We start from the raw sequence: 15,040 nt of genomic DNA, 5'->3' as shown, positions 1-15,040 counted from the left end.
ATCTAAAAGTGACCATATTTGGCATAATATGCTGCAACGTAGAAAGAACATAGCATGGAGAAGGGTTCTCACGCTTTTGTATAGTGATACAGCTCACACTTCAATTAAACTCCATATTCATTTATCGAGATAGTTTTTCTAAAAAAATCATTATCTTTCATAGGTATAATTAAAAACTATCGCTTATCAGCACATTTTACACTGGTATTTGACCTGAACAGGCTTTCTCGTTAATTTGGGGATCCGCTGGAAGCTTTCCTGACGGGCACACGACTCGTCATATTTATGCAGTAAATGAAGACTCCCTCTAAAAACAAGTCATTTACCACTTGTGAGACCGTCACGAGAGGCCGAAGAAGAGAGCGTAATATTAGTCGCTCAACGCCACGGTGCTTTCTCGCAGTAGGTTGTGAGAGTCACACAGAGCCTGGGGAGGTTCACTAACATGTTGTACGATGCATCCCAAGAGAGAGATAACTGTGGTTTCGGATTAATCGCCCATATAGAAGGTGAGCCGAGCCATAAAGTAGTGCGTACTGCCATTCACGCACTCGCACGCATGCAGCACCGTGGCGCAATCCTTGCTGACGGCAAGACTGGCGACGGCTGCGGTTTATTACTTCAGAAGCCCGATCGTTTCTTTCGTCTCGTGGCGGAAGAGCACGGCTGGCGTTTAGCCAAAAACTACGCCGTTGGCATGATGTTTCTCAATCAGGACGAAGAGCTGGCTCGCGCCACACGTCGGATTGTAGAAGAAGAGTTGCAGAACGAAACGCTGTCCGTACTCGGCTGGCGTGAAGTTCCGACCAACCCGGATGTATTGGGGGAAATTGCCCTGTCGTCCATGCCGCGTATTGAGCAAATTTTCGTTAATGCCCCGGCAGGCTGGCGTCAACGTGATATGGAACGTCGCCTGTTCATGGCGCGTCGCCGTATCGAAAAGCGCATTGAAGATAAAGAGTTCTACGTTTGTAGCTTCTCTAATCTGGTCACGATCTACAAAGGTCTGTGCATGCCGGCGGATCTACCGCGCTTCTACCTCGATCTGGCCGATCTGCGTCTGGAGTCGGCAATTTGCCTGTTCCACCAGCGCTTCTCAACCAACACCGTTCCACGCTGGCCGCTGGCGCAGCCGTTCCGCTATCTGGCGCACAACGGCGAGATCAACACCATCGCGGGTAACCGCCAGTGGGCTCGCGCGCGTGCTTACAAGTTCAAAACGCCGCTGATTCCAGATTTGCAGGATGCCGCGCCGTTCGTCAACGAAACCGGCTCTGACTCCAGCTCACTAGATAACATGCTGGAACTGTTCCTGAGCGGCGGGATGGATATCATCCGTGCTATGCGTCTGCTCGTTCCGCCAGCTTGGCAGAACAACCCAGATATGGATCCTGAACTGCGCGCCTTCTTCGACTTTAACTCCATGCACATGGAGCCGTGGGATGGCCCAGCCGGTATCGTGATGTCCGATGGGCGCTATGCCGCCTGTAACCTGGATCGTAACGGCCTGCGCCCTGCGCGCTACGTCATCACCAAAGACAAGCTGATCACCTGTGCTTCTGAAGTCGGTATCTGGGATTACCAGCCGGACGAAGTGGTTGAAAAAGGCCGCGTCGGTCCGGGCGAACTGATGGTGATCGACACCCGCAGCGGCCGCATCCTGCACTCAGCCGAAACCGATGACGATTTGAAAAGCCGCCACCCTTACAAAGAGTGGATGGAGAAAAACGTTAAGCGTCTGGTGCCGTTTGAAGAGCTGCCAGACGATCAGGTCGGCAGCCGTGAATTCAACGATGAGCTGCTGGAGACCTTCCAGAAACAGTACGGTTACAGCAGCGAAGAGCTGGATCAGGTCATCCGCGTGCTGGGCGAGAACGGTCAGGAAGCCACGGGGTCGATGGGCGATGACACGCCGTTCGCCGTGCTGTCCAGCCGTCCACGCATCATTTATGACTACTTCCGTCAGCAGTTCGCGCAGGTAACCAACCCGCCGATCGACCCGCTGCGTGAAGCACATGTCATGTCACTGGCGACCAGTATTGGTCGTGAAATGAACGTGTTCTGTGAAGCGGAAGGTCAGGCCCACCGCCTGAGCTTTAAATCACCGATCCTGCTTTACTCCGACTTCACCCAGTTGACCTCACAAGATGAGCTGCACTATCGTGCCGTCACGCTGAACCTGACGTTTGATCCGTCACAGCAAACGCTGCAACAGACGATCGAAAAGCTGTGTGACGAAGCAGAAAGTAAAGTCAGAGACGGTGCCGTTCTGCTGGTGCTGTCCGACCGTGGCATTAGCGAGTCACGCTTGCCCGTCCCTGCGCCGATGGCCGTGGGTGCCGTTCAGCGCCGTCTGGTCGAAAAGAGCTTGCGCTGTGATGCCAACATCATTGTTGAAACCGCCAGTGCACGCGACCCGCACCACTTTGCCGTACTGTTAGGCTTTGGTGCGACGGCTATCTACCCTTACCTTGCCTACGAAACGCTGGCGCGGATGGTCGATAACCACACCATCGACAAACCTTATCGTGCCGTGATGCTGAACTACCGTAACGGCATCAATAAAGGCCTGTACAAGATTATGTCCAAAATGGGCATCTCGACGATTGCGTCTTATCGTTGTTCCAAACTGTTTGAAGCCGTGGGTCTGCATAAAGATGTGTCGACGCAATGCTTCCTAGGCGTTGTCAGCCGCATCGGCGGGGCAAACTACAGCGACTTCGAACAGGATCTGTTGAACCTGTCCAAGCGTGCCTGGCTGAAACGTAAAACGCTGGAACAAGGCGGCCTGCTGAAATTTGTTCACGGCGGCGAATACCATGCCTACAACCCAGATGTGGTCACTACGCTGCAAACCGCAGTGAAAACTGGGGAGTACAGCGATTATGAGCAATACGCCAAACTGGTTAACGAGCGCCCAGCAGCGACCTTACGCGACCTGCTGGCACTGAAACCACAAGAGGGCGCGGCTATCGCGATCGACAGCGTTGAACCGGCCTCTGAAATGTTCAAACGCTTCGATACCGCAGCCATGTCCATCGGTGCACTCAGCCCCGAGGCCCATGAATCGCTGGCTGAGGCGATGAACGGACTGGGCGGTTTCTCCAACTCCGGTGAAGGCGGCGAAGATCCCGCACGTTACGGTACCAATAAAGTGTCCCGTATCAAGCAGGTTGCTTCTGGTCGCTTTGGTGTGACACCAGCCTATCTGGTTAACGCCGATGTGATTCAGATTAAAGTGGCGCAGGGCGCGAAGCCGGGCGAAGGGGGTCAGTTACCGGGTGATAAAGTCACGCCGTACATTGCTCGTCTGCGTTATTCCGTCCCTGGCGTGACGCTGATTTCACCACCGCCGCACCACGATATTTACTCTATCGAAGATCTGGCACAGCTGATTTTCGATCTGAAACAAGTCAACCCGAAAGCGATGATTTCGGTAAAACTGGTGTCCGAGCCGGGCGTTGGCACTATCGCGACGGGCGTTGCCAAGGCGTATGCCGACCTGATCACCATCGCCGGTTACGACGGTGGTACTGGCGCTAGCCCGCTGTCCTCCGTGAAATACGCGGGTTGCCCGTGGGAGTTGGGTCTGGTTGAAACGCAACAGGCTTTGGTCTCCAACGGCCTACGCCACAAAATCCGCCTTCAGGTGGACGGTGGCTTGAAAACCGGTCTGGATATCGTCAAAGCGGCGATTCTGGGCGCAGAAAGCTTCGGTTTCGGCACCGGACCGATGGTTGCGCTGGGCTGTAAATACCTGCGTATTTGTCACCTGAATAACTGTGCAACAGGCGTTGCAACGCAGGATGAGAAGCTGCGCCGCGATCATTACCACGGCCTGCCTGAACGTGTAGCTAACTACTTCCACTTCATCGCGCATGAAACTCGCGTGCTGATGGCAGAATTGGGCGTCAGCCGTCTGGTGGACCTGATTGGCCGTACCGACTTGCTGGTCGAGCTGGACGGTTTCACTGCGAAACAGAACAAGCTGGATCTGTCGCCGCTGCTGTACGCCGCACAGCCTCAGCCGGGCAAAGCGCTGTACTGCACGGAAAGCAATCTGTCGTTCGATAAAGGCTTATTGAACAAAGAGCTTCTGGCACAGGCACAGCCGCACCTTGATGCGAAACAGGGCAAAGCGCTCTACTTCGATATCCGCAACACCGATCGCTCCGTCGGCGCGACGCTGTCTGGCGCAATTGCCGAGAAACATGGCGATCAAGGTCTGGCTGGCGATCCAATTAAAGTGCACTTCTCTGGTACCGCAGGGCAGAGCTTTGGCGTCTGGAACGCAGGCGGCCTAGAACTGAAATTAATCGGCGATGCCAACGACTACGTGGGCAAAGGCATGGCAGGCGGCAGCATTTCCGTACGTCCTCCGGTGGGTTCAGCCTTCCGCAGCCACGAGGCCAGCATCATCGGTAACACCTGCCTCTACGGCGCTACCGGCGGTAAACTGTTTGCCGCAGGCCGTGCAGGTGAGCGTTTCGCCGTACGTAACTCCGGCTGTATCACCGTGGTAGAAGGCATCGGTGATAACGGCTGTGAATACATGACGGGCGGTATCGTCTGCGTGCTGGGCCGTACTGGCGTGAACTTTGGCGCAGGGATGACCGGTGGATTCGCCTACGTGCTGGATGAAGACGGTGAATTCCGCAAACGCGTTAACCCGGAACTGGTGGAAGTGCTGGATGTCGAAGAACTGGCTATTCATGAAGAACACCTTCGTGGCCTGATCACCGAGCACGTGCAGAATACCGGTTCACACCGCGGAGAAGAGATCCTCGCTAACTGGCCGACCTGGGCACCGAAATTTGCTCTGGTGAAACCGAAGTCAAGTGATGTGAAGGCATTGTTGGGTCACCGTAGTCGTTCCGCAGCCGAGCTGCGGGTTCAGGCGCAGTAAGAGGTCATCATGAGTCAGAATGTTTACCAGTTTATCGACTTACAGCGCGTTGATCCGCCCAAGAAACCGCTGAAGATTCGTAAAATTGAATTTGTTGAGATCTACGAGCCGTTCTCAGAAAGCCAGTCCAAAGCCCAGGCAGACCGCTGCCTGGCGTGCGGTAACCCTTACTGTGAGTGGAAGTGTCCGGTACATAACTACATCCCGAACTGGCTGAAGCTGGCGAACGAAGGCCGCATTATCGAAGCGGCCGAGTTATCGCACCAGACCAACAGCCTGCCGGAAGTCTGCGGTCGCGTATGCCCGCAGGATCGTCTGTGTGAAGGGTCTTGTACGCTGAATGATGAATTCGGCGCGGTCACCATCGGCAACATCGAACGCTACATCAATGATAAAGCGATAGAGATGGGCTGGAAGCCAAGCGTTGCCAACGTCAAACCAACCGGCAAACGCGTCGCCATCATTGGCGCGGGCCCAGCAGGACTAGCGTGTGCCGACGTACTGGCACGCAGTGGCGTACAAGCTGTCGTCTTCGATCGTCACCCTGAGATCGGTGGTCTGTTGACCTTCGGTATCCCTTCTTTCAAGCTGGAAAAAGAAGTGATGGTGAAACGTCGTGAGATCTTCACCGAGATGGGCATCGAATTCCGTCTGAATACCGAAGTCGGCAAAGACGTGCAGATGAAAGCGCTGCTGGACGAGTACGATGCGGTATTCCTCGGCGTCGGTACCTATCAGTCTATGCGTGGCGGATTGGACAATGAAGACGCTCAGGGTGTCTACGATGCGCTGCCGTTCCTGATTGCCAACACTAAGCAGTTGATGGGCTTTGAAGCCGCTGTTGACGAGCCTTACGTCAGCATGCAAGGTAAACGCGTTGTGGTACTGGGCGGTGGTGACACCGCGATGGACTGCGTGCGTACCTCGATTCGTCAGGGTGCAACGCACGTTACCTGTGCCTATCGTCGTGATGAAGAGAACATGCCGGGTTCTAAACGCGAAGTGAAAAATGCGCGTGAAGAAGGCGTCGAGTTCAAATTCAACCTGCAACCGTTAAGCGTCGAGATCAATGGCGCGGGCAAAGTGTGCGGTGTGAAAATGGCGCGTACTGCGCTAGGCGCACCAGATGCCAACGGCCGTCGTCGTCCTGAAATCGTAGAGGGCTCCGAGCACGTTCTGGAAGCCGATGCGGTCATCATGGCGTTCGGTTTCCGTCCGCACAAAATGGCGTGGCTGGCAGAACATGACGTCAAGCTGGACGACCAAGGTCGTATTGTCGCACCAGAAAGTTGCGATAACGCCTTCCAGACCAGCAACCCGAAAATTTTTGCGGGTGGCGATGCAGTTCGCGGTTCCGATCTGGTAGTTACGGCTATCGCTGAAGGTCGTAAGGCCGCTGACGGCATCATGAACTATCTGGAAGTGTAGAAACACATTTCGTCTCTTGAGGGCAGCGCTAGCTGCCCTTTTTTTCGTCGTGATCTGAAATTGCAGTTCCGATAGTAATCAGCTCTATATTTCCCTCTGCGGAATATCACACCAGATTGACTAATAAAAACTTCATCTTTCCACTGGGTTATAAAGAACCTTTCGTAATAAATCCTGCAATATCACGTTAAAGACCTACACTTACCTCCTACATTGATTTGTCTTTATTGAGATGGGATTTCATTAAGGAGGAAAGTATGGCAGTCGAAGTGGCTCTTGTAACAGGGGCCGGCCAAGGTATTGGCCGCGCTATTGCTCTCAGACTGGCGGCAGACGGTTTTGCCGTCGCTATCGTGGACTATAACCAAGAAACCGCACACAACGTGGCGCAGGAAATCGAAAAATCCGGCGGACAGGCCATCGCACTACAGGCGGACGTCGCAGATCGTGAGGCGGTTTTTGCTGCTGTCGCCGCAACCAAAGAGCGCTTTGGTGACTTTAACGTCATCGTTAATAACGCTGGCATTGCTCCATCAACCCTGATTGAAGACATCACGCCAGAAATCGTCGATCGCGTTTATAACATTAACGTCAAAGGCGTTATCTGGGGCATTCAGGCTGCGCTAGATGCCTTCAAATCTCTGGGTCACGGCGGCAAAATCATCAATGCCTGTTCTCAGGCTGGGCATGTGGGCAACCCTGAACTCGCCGTCTACAGCTCAAGTAAATTCGCAGTTCGTGGCTTAACGCAAACTGCCGCGCGCGATTTAGCACCGCTGGGCATCACGGTCAATGGTTACTGTCCGGGTATCGTAAAAACGCCAATGTGGGATGAAATCGATCGGAAGATCTCTGAATCCGCAGGAAAACCGCGTGGCTATGCGACGGAAGAATTCGCCAAACGCATCACGCTGGGCCGCCTTTCCGAACCGGAAGATGTCGCTGCCTGCGTGTCCTATCTGGCCAGCCACGATTCCGACTATATGACGGGACAATCGCTATTGATTGATGGCGGAATGGTGTTCAGTTAACCATATATTCAGCGAACAACTGGGATAAGAAAGGGCACTGCTAAAGTGCCCTTAGAAACAAATTACTTCACGACCCGTAGCGACGGTCGGCCACCTTTAGGCGGCTGTGGTGGTTCATCATCCGAACCAGAGCCATCGTCAGGTGCTTCAGAATCAGGTGAGCTATCGACAATCGACATGACCGTCCCTGAAGCGGGTGCGCCTTCCTGAAAGTCGTCGTATTCACCTGCGGATTCGTAAGCAGGTTCGGACTCAAACATCGTTCCAGCCCCGTTCTCACGAGCATAGATCGCCATTACGGCTGCCATCGGCACATAAACCTGGCGCGGCACACCACCAAAACGAGCATTGAAACGAACGCTGTCATCAGCTAACTCAAGGCCACCAACAGCGCGCGGTGCGATATTCAGCACAATCTGGCCGTCACGGGCGAACTCCATCGGCACCATAACACCAGGCAGAGTCACATCGACCACCAGATGAGGCGTTAATTGGTTATCCAGTAACCAATCATAAAAAGCCCGTAATAAATACGGACGACGCGGAGACAGTTGAGACAACGCCATACGGTTTAACCTCGGGTTTGCAAACGCATTTCACGTTCCACTTCCGTCAGGGAAGCCAGGAACGCATCACGCTCAAAGACGCGAGTCATGTAGCCTTTCAGCTCTTTCGCGCCCGAACCACTCAGTTCAATGCCTAACTGCGGCAGACGCCACAGCAGCGGAGCCAGATAGCAATCCACCAGGCTGAACTCTTCACTCATGAAATAAGGCGCTTCATTGAACACGGGGGCAATGGCCAGCAGTTCTTCACGCAATTGCTTACGCGCTGCGTCCGCTTCCTGAGCGCTGCCGTGCGTAATTTTCTTCAGCAAAGAATACCAGTCGCTCTCAATACGATGCATCATCAGGCGGCTATTACCGCGCGCAACCGGATAAACAGGCATTAACGGCGGATGAGGAAAACGTTCATCCAGATACTCCATGATAATACGTGATTCATAGAGCGTCAGTTCACGATCGACCAGCGTTGGCACGGAACCGTAAGGATTGAGGTCAATAAGATCCTGAGGCAGATTATCCATGTCTACCTGCTCAATCTCGACACTCACACCCTTTTCCGCCAATACGATGCGGACCTGATGGCTAAAAATGTCGGATGGACCAGAAAACAGCGTCATTACCGAACGTTTGTTGGCAGCGACAGCCATGAAAACCTCCAAGTTTATCGAGAAAATATGGCGAATAACCGCGCAGTCAGTAACCTGCAAAACGCTATTCGAAATGCTGCTCGCCAATGTGTGTAAACGTCACCGGACAAAAATCCAGCTGTTTTAAACAGCTACACGGTAGCTTACACACAGGCATAAAATCGGCGGGTAGTTTATCAGATTTTGTTCGTTTTGTGGGGATATAAGCGGATAATCTTATTTAACAAAATGATAAATAAGTGTTTTTTTATTAAATACAAATTTTTCATTTGCAATCGCGAAGTCTAAACAACGCTGCCAGAGAATAATCTATCCCCGGCATTAGTCTACGCTGAACCGTCAGACCCCTGGAAGCCGACGAGGGCCGTCGGCTTCTAAGTAAGCGAAATTAAAGCACATTGACGCCGTTAAGCCAGCGGTTAAGGTCGTGCCGCCGTGCCATCCGGCAAGCGTGCATTCGTCCATGACGGCAATCCACCTTCAACAGGGAATTGCTTCGCTTTTTGCTCATCGATATCAATCCCTAATCCTGGCTTATCGTTCAGGTACGCGTATCCGCCTTCAATATCTGGGCAACCGGGGAAAACGTCCCGTAGCGCTTCATTCATCGGCGTATATTCTTGAATACCCAGATTAGTAATGCTCATATCAATGTGCATATTCGCGACTACACCGACAGGTGAGATATCCCCCGGCCCATGCCAGGCGGTTCTCACACCATGAAATTCGGCGAGTGTCGCCAGTTTTTTGGCTGGCGTAATCCCACCGATCATACTGATATGGCAGCGAATAAAATCAATCAGATGATTGGTTATCAGGTGCTTGTATTCGGCAACATGAACAAACAGTTCTCCCATCGCGATTGGGGTGGATGTTTGTTGGCGCATCACGCTAAGGAAATCAACATTCTCTGGAGCAACGGGGTCTTCAAGATAAAAGAGCTTGTAATCTTCCAGAGACTTCGCCATTTGCAACGCGGTAACCGGCGATACCCGCTCATGAACATCATGAATAAATTCAACATCAAACCCAATCTTATTGCGCAGATGATCGAAAAAGGCCGGAATGCTTCTGGCATAAGCATCAGGATCGAAATAAATGCCAGGCGTCTTCGTTCTTGGTGAGCGCTTCGGCGTGATATTGGCTTTATCCAACTGAGTGGCAATCAGTTTGAGGTCTTCCGTCCCGGCCCCACCGTACATGCCCATCTGACAACGAACATACTGATACCCTTCTTCCATTGCCGCACGGATGTTATCTTCCGCCGCGACCGCATCCGCACCATCACAATGACGATAAAGCGGAATACCGTCACGGCACTTGCCGCCCAGCAATTCATAGACCGGCAGGTTAGCGACTTTACCCTTGATATCCCACAGCGCCATATCGATAGCCGAGATCGCATTGTTCATCACCGGCCCATTGCGCCAATAGCCGCTCACGACAGCGGACTGCCAGATATCTTCAATACGAGAAGGATCTTTCCCGATCAGGAAAGGCTTCATGTACTCATTAATGGCCGCTTCAACCGCGAAAATACGTTGGGTAAAGGTTGCACATCCCAAACCGTATAAACCGTCCTGATTGGTTTCGACCTTGACGACAACCAGATCAATGCCACCCGGTGCCGTTAGAATCGTCTTTACGTTTGTTACCTTTATCATGCAAAAACTCCTGTGATAGCCACAATCAGATTATGTAGAATCTCATTTGTTGTATGACATCATATCTCTTGAGGTATTACTATCAAAAGAAAAAAATAAAAGCAACTTATATCGAGGAGAAAACAGGGAAATACAGCAGGTTGAAGGGGGTGTCACTAAAGGTAATCATTTTAATAAATTAGATAAATAGTGGATCACTACGGGTACATTTCAGATACAAACATATCGCGAAGTCACATCAATTGCTGATGCTACAAAGCAAGCATCAGCAGGCCGTTACTGACATAGAAATAAAGGAGAGGTAAGCGACCTGAGAAATAGGGCAATATTTACGCGTTAGTTATTATCAAGGTTGTTAATCATAACAATGTTACATTCCATCGCCTGATCCAGGCACAGCTTAGCGGTTTCAACATCACGATTTTTTATTGCCATAAAAATTTTGATATGCGCATCAATACTATCCAACGTTATGCCTAGCACGCGGTTTAACTCTTCCAGATAAAAATAGTACATATTTTTCACATACTTAATTGCATGTGAAAACACTTTATTATGCGCCGCATTGATAATCGCCATGTGGAAATCCAGATCGGCCTGGGAGTATTTTTTATAGTCGTTTTTGTTGACCAGCATTCGGTTAAGCGCATCTTCTATAAGAGCAATATCCTCATCCGTTGCATTTTTTGCCGCCAACTCAATGCACTTAAATTCTACCGTTTGCCGAAACACCATCATGTCCATGAATTCACCTTTCGTCAGGTGAAGAATCGGCTTGTCATTCGCCTGCATACGGAAGCTTTCAATTTCATTTGAAACAAAAGAACCTCGACCATGTTTGGTATAGATGATTCCCAGGTTTCTCAATTTTTGCACCGCACTGCGAATACTCGTTCGACTTACTTCAAAAGCTTCACTTAATTCAAACTCAGACGGTAATTTCTCACCCTGTTTCCACTCACCGCTGAGTATTTTTTTCTGCATCTTCTGATAAACGGCTTCAGCAATATTATTTCTTGGTATTGATTCTATATTGTCCATAACGCCTCAAATCAATTATTGGAATCATGATCACAAAAAAACGCTTTGACTGTTGATTGAAGTATAACAAAGCGACACCATCACTTCCACTCATTAGTTGTATGACAACATGATGTATGACAATACTACCTCTTAAAAAATAACCTATTCACTACTCAATAATCAGTTAAGGAGTTGATAATGGATGCCGCAAAACTATTTGATCTATCAGGGAAAACTGCACTCATTACCGGTTCTGCAAGAGGCCTCGGGTTTTCCTATGCAGAAGGATTAGCATCGGCTGGTGCCGCCATTGTACTTAGTGACATCAGAGAAGAAACACTGAACGAGGCGGTACAAAAGCTAACGGCAAAGGGCTATAACGCTAAAGGTTACGTGATTGATGTCTCAAAAGAAGACCAGATCGTCAATGCATTCAACCTGATAGATGCCGCCGGTATAGAAATCGACATTGTGATTAATAATGCAGGGATCCAACATCGTCAACCGTTAGTCGACCTCGCGCTACAGGACTGGCAGCGCGTCATGGACATTCACCTGACAGGAACATTCCTCGTGTCGCGCGAGGCTGCAATCCGCATGATAAAACGCGGTCGCGGCGGAAAATTTATCAATATCTGTTCACTGACCAGTGAACAAGCACGCCCTACCGTCGCCCCTTATACCGCAGCTAAAGGCGGAATCAAAATGTTGACGCGCTCCATGTCGGCAGAATGGGCAGAATATAACATTCAAGCGAACGCAATTGGCCCCGGCTACATACTGACCGACATGAACGAAGCCTTAATTAAAGATGTTGAGTTCGATAAGTGGGTCAAAAGTAGCAACCCAACTAAACGCTGGGGAAAAACCGAAGAACTTATCGGTACGGCTATTTTCCTGTCTGCTGATGCATCGAATTATATCAATGGTCAGGTCATCTATGTCGATGGCGGATGGTTAGCGGTACTCTGATTCTCAGGAAACTAATATTTGTCAGAGATGATTGATAAGTCAACGTGTGGTTTTAATGCTCTCCACCGCGACAAAGGAAAACCACACTATATTATTTTAGAGGTATCAATATGAAACAAGATACGCTTACCTTTGATGCATGTATTGTTCATGGAAAAAAAGACGTAAAAGTAGAAAGTCGTGAATTGACTTATACCGAAAACGACATTGTCGTTAACGTTGAATGCGGCGGTATTTGCGGTTCAGATATTCATTATTATCATGAAGGCCATGCCGGTTTGTCTGTAATAAAACATCCCATGGTCATTGGTCACGAATTCGTTGGCAGAATTCATCAGGCCCCTGCCAATAGTCAATTAAAAGTCGGCCAAAAAGTTGCAATCAATCCTTCCCAGCCTTGCAATCAATGTAACTATTGCCTGGAAGGCAAACAGAACGAATGTCAAAGTATGCGATTTATGGGGAGCGCCCAATTTAATCCGCACGTACACGGCGGTTTTGCTCAATATGTCACTGTTTCTGCGCAACAGTGCTATCCCTATGATGAAAATGTCCCTTCACAAATTATGGCACTTGCAGAACCAACGGCGGTTGTTATTCATGCCATTAACGTCGCAGGCAGCCTGGTCGGTAAAAAAGTCCTGGTCATCGGTGCGGGCCCGATTGGTGCCTTGACGATTGCCGCAGCGAAAGCCTCGGGCGCCGTAGAGATTGTTGCATCCGATATCAGTGAAAGGTGCAGAAATATCGCGTTGGAAATGGGAGCCGATGCCTCCGTCAATCCGCTTGATGAAAGTGCAATGGAAATCTATAACCAAAATAAAGGCTACTTTGATGTGACATTCGAGGCCAGCGGTGCGCCTGCGGCAATCGCCTCATCGGTCTTTGCGACACGCCCTAATGGCTTGATTGTACAAATTGGTATGGGCCCAAGCCCTGTCCAATATCCCGTTGCACAAATGCTAGTAAAAGAACTCTCGTGGAAAGGATCATTCCGATTCATTAATGAATTTGCGACTGCGGTTAAATGGCTCGAGAAAGGTATTATAAACCCACAGCCCATTATCTCCGCTGAATATTCTTATCATGATGTTGAAAATGCATTAATTGCTGCAAGTGATAAAAATATTTCTTCAAAAGTACTCGTTAAATTTTAATAAAAAAACACCTTTAATCTTAAATCGGATTAATACGGCAAAGGAATGCTGATAATACGCTATTGCCCCAAAATCAAGATGTGGTGTTTTTCTTATTATTCTATCGATTAATTATTTCCACACATTGTCTGGAAATGATTTTTCGTGTGTGCCACCAGGTATTTATACCTCACCACATATTGAATTAAATCTAATAATCATATGGTGACACTATGAACTCATCTCCAGTTAAAGTGAAAAGAAGCACGTCCGATCTTGCCAGGGCATCCGTTTCTGGCTGGCTCGGTACAACATTAGAATTCATGGATTTCCAGCTCTATTCTCTTGGTGCCGCACTGGTCTTCCATGAAGTTTTCTTTCCTGAACAATCGGCTGCGATGGCATTAATTCTCGCGATGGGAACCTATGGAGCAGGATACATTGCCCGTATTGTCGGCGCCGTCTTCTTCGGGAAAATGGGAGATAGAGTAGGCAGGAAAAAGGTCCTGTTTATTACCATCGCATTAATGGGCATTTGTACCACATTAATAGGCGCACTCCCGACTTACCAGCAGGTTGGCATTCTGGCACCGATTCTATTGGTGGTGCTCAGAGTTATTCAGGGACTAGGTGCCGGTGCCGAGATCTCTGGTGCCAGTACCATGCTGGCAGAATATGCGCCTGCAGGTAAAAAAGGCATTATTGCCTCACTGGTTGCAATGGGAACCAACTGCGGAACATTGAGTGCGACGGCCATTTGGGCTGCGATGTTTTACCTCTTTAGCAATGAAGAGATCATTGATTGGGCGTGGCGTCTTCCCTTCCTTGCGAGTTTCGTGGTGATGGGGTTTGCTATCTGGTTACGTCTGAATCTGAAAGAAAGCCCGGTATTTGAAGGGGTACAAGACACAAAAGAAGTCGCCCACCAGCACACTCCTTTTTGGTCTTTGCTAAAAGGGAAAGCGTTTTGGATTGCAACAGGCCTTCGCTTCGGGCAGGCGGGGAACTCGGGCATTATCCAGACTTTCCTGGCTGGCTACATGGTACAAACGCTACTATTTAGCAAGGCCGTTCCAACCGATGCCATCATGATTAGTTCAATCATCGGCTTTCTGACAATCCCATTGATGGGGTGGCTATCAGATAGAATCGGGCGCCGCATTCCTTATATTATCCTGACGTTGGGCTCTATTCTTCTCGCTTATCCGATGATTTCAATCATCGTGAATAAAGAGCAGGCCGTTGCCACGATAACAGTATGCTTAATCCTAATTCATAACATCGCGGTGCTGGGGCAAGCCGCTATCGAAGGGATCACGATGGCAGAGATGTTCGGTTCAAAAAACCGCTTCTCCCAAATGGCAATTTCCAAAGAAATCGGTGGGTTATTCGCTACGGGGCTCGGTCCTTTGTTAGCGGGTATTTTTTGCCAAATGACAGGGTCGTGGTATCCCATCGTTGTGATGCTAATTTGCTACTCCTGCATTGGCTTGCTATCCGCCCTTTTGATGCCAGAAGTCAAAGATCGCGATCTGCATGAGGTAAAAAACGCAACGGAATAGCAGTAAAGGTAAACGCTAGACATAAAAAATGTCCGCTGTCAAGCTTATTGTGAAACCGGACAGCAACGCTAAAGGCTATATGGGGCAATGAGTTAGGCTAGATTC

The 15,040-nt window shown here is 49.9% G+C and carries 10 protein-coding genes; 6 read left to right on the top strand and 4 right to left on the bottom strand.

The features are described 5' to 3' along the window. Positions 1-445 precede the first annotated feature (445 nt). The 3 genes from gltB to IG609_RS01800 all read left to right on the top strand — a co-directional run bounded on the left by gltB (position 446) and on the right by IG609_RS01800 (position 7,365). On the top strand, positions 446-4,906 hold the full coding sequence (gltB, locus tag IG609_RS01810; protein WP_193397181.1) for a glutamate synthase large subunit: 4,461 nt from the start codon (positions 446-448) through the stop codon (positions 4,904-4,906). 9 nt (positions 4,907-4,915) lie between these two features. After that, a complete protein-coding gene (locus IG609_RS01805; RefSeq protein WP_039507277.1) occupies positions 4,916-6,334 on the top strand; it encodes a glutamate synthase small subunit in 1,419 nt (472 codons plus the stop codon). A 257-nt stretch (positions 6,335-6,591) separates the two neighbouring features. After that, complete coding sequence (locus IG609_RS01800) at positions 6,592-7,365, top strand: (S)-acetoin forming diacetyl reductase (RefSeq protein ID WP_102117097.1); 774 nt, start codon at positions 6,592-6,594, stop codon at positions 7,363-7,365. Between the two features lie 62 nt (positions 7,366-7,427). On the opposite strand, the gene sspB is transcribed toward IG609_RS01800, so the two are convergent. From sspB to IG609_RS01780, 4 genes are all read right to left on the bottom strand, one after another. After that, positions 7,428-7,931, bottom strand: a complete 504-nt coding sequence (sspB, locus tag IG609_RS01795) for a ClpXP protease specificity-enhancing factor (RefSeq protein WP_193397182.1) — start codon at positions 7,929-7,931, stop codon at positions 7,428-7,430. A 5-nt stretch (positions 7,932-7,936) separates the two neighbouring features. Next, positions 7,937-8,578, bottom strand: a complete 642-nt coding sequence (gene sspA / locus IG609_RS01790; protein ID WP_005975503.1) for a stringent starvation protein SspA — start codon at positions 8,576-8,578, stop codon at positions 7,937-7,939. Positions 8,579-8,997: 419 nt separating this feature from the next. Further along, on the bottom strand, positions 8,998-10,242 hold the full coding sequence (locus IG609_RS01785; protein ID WP_010280188.1) for an enolase C-terminal domain-like protein: 1,245 nt from the start codon (positions 10,240-10,242) through the stop codon (positions 8,998-9,000). 336 nt (positions 10,243-10,578) lie between these two features. Further along, the gene (locus IG609_RS01780; RefSeq protein WP_010280187.1) at positions 10,579-11,283 is read right to left on the bottom strand and encodes a FadR/GntR family transcriptional regulator; all 705 of its coding nucleotides are present in this window, start codon (positions 11,281-11,283) and stop codon (positions 10,579-10,581) included. Positions 11,284-11,463: 180 nt separating this feature from the next. Between IG609_RS01780 and IG609_RS01775 the strand changes: the two genes are divergently transcribed. From IG609_RS01775 to IG609_RS01765, 3 genes are all read left to right on the top strand, one after another. Next, positions 11,464-12,237 (top strand): SDR family oxidoreductase, encoded by a 774-nt coding sequence (locus IG609_RS01775; protein ID WP_193397183.1) that lies wholly within the window; start codon positions 11,464-11,466, stop codon positions 12,235-12,237. Positions 12,238-12,347: 110 nt separating this feature from the next. Next, positions 12,348-13,394 (top strand): L-idonate 5-dehydrogenase, encoded by a 1,047-nt coding sequence (idnD, locus tag IG609_RS01770; protein WP_193397184.1) that lies wholly within the window; start codon positions 12,348-12,350, stop codon positions 13,392-13,394. Between the two features lie 212 nt (positions 13,395-13,606). Beyond that, complete coding sequence (locus tag IG609_RS01765) at positions 13,607-14,935, top strand: MFS transporter (RefSeq protein ID WP_193397185.1); 1,329 nt, start codon at positions 13,607-13,609, stop codon at positions 14,933-14,935. Positions 14,936-15,040: the final 105 nt, after the last annotated feature.

It is taken from the genome of Pectobacterium quasiaquaticum, from assembly GCF_014946775.2.
Classification (GTDB): Bacteria; Pseudomonadota; Gammaproteobacteria; order Enterobacterales; family Enterobacteriaceae; genus Pectobacterium; species Pectobacterium aquaticum.
The sequence above is the reverse complement of the archived record's forward strand: the minus strand, read 5'-3'. Positions and strand labels throughout refer to the sequence as shown.

Bases quoted from the DNA above. Each gene is read 5' to 3' on its own strand.
- gltB (WP_193397181.1), top strand. From the start codon at position 446: ATGTTGTACGATGCATCCCAAGAGAGAGATAACTGTGGTTTCGGATTA.
- IG609_RS01805 (WP_039507277.1), top strand. From the start codon at position 4,916: ATGAGTCAGAATGTTTACCAGTTTATCGACTTACAGCGCGTTGATCCG.
- IG609_RS01800 (WP_102117097.1), top strand. From the start codon at position 6,592: ATGGCAGTCGAAGTGGCTCTTGTAACAGGGGCCGGCCAAGGTATTGGC.
- sspB (WP_193397182.1), bottom strand. From the start codon at position 7,931: ATGGCGTTGTCTCAACTGTCTCCGCGTCGTCCGTATTTATTACGGGCT.
- sspA (WP_005975503.1), bottom strand. From the start codon at position 8,578: ATGGCTGTCGCTGCCAACAAACGTTCGGTAATGACGCTGTTTTCTGGT.
- IG609_RS01785 (WP_010280188.1), bottom strand. From the start codon at position 10,242: ATGATAAAGGTAACAAACGTAAAGACGATTCTAACGGCACCGGGTGGC.
- IG609_RS01780 (WP_010280187.1), bottom strand. From the start codon at position 11,283: ATGGACAATATAGAATCAATACCAAGAAATAATATTGCTGAAGCCGTT.
- IG609_RS01775 (WP_193397183.1), top strand. From the start codon at position 11,464: ATGGATGCCGCAAAACTATTTGATCTATCAGGGAAAACTGCACTCATT.
- idnD (WP_193397184.1), top strand. From the start codon at position 12,348: ATGAAACAAGATACGCTTACCTTTGATGCATGTATTGTTCATGGAAAA.
- IG609_RS01765 (WP_193397185.1), top strand. From the start codon at position 13,607: ATGAACTCATCTCCAGTTAAAGTGAAAAGAAGCACGTCCGATCTTGCC.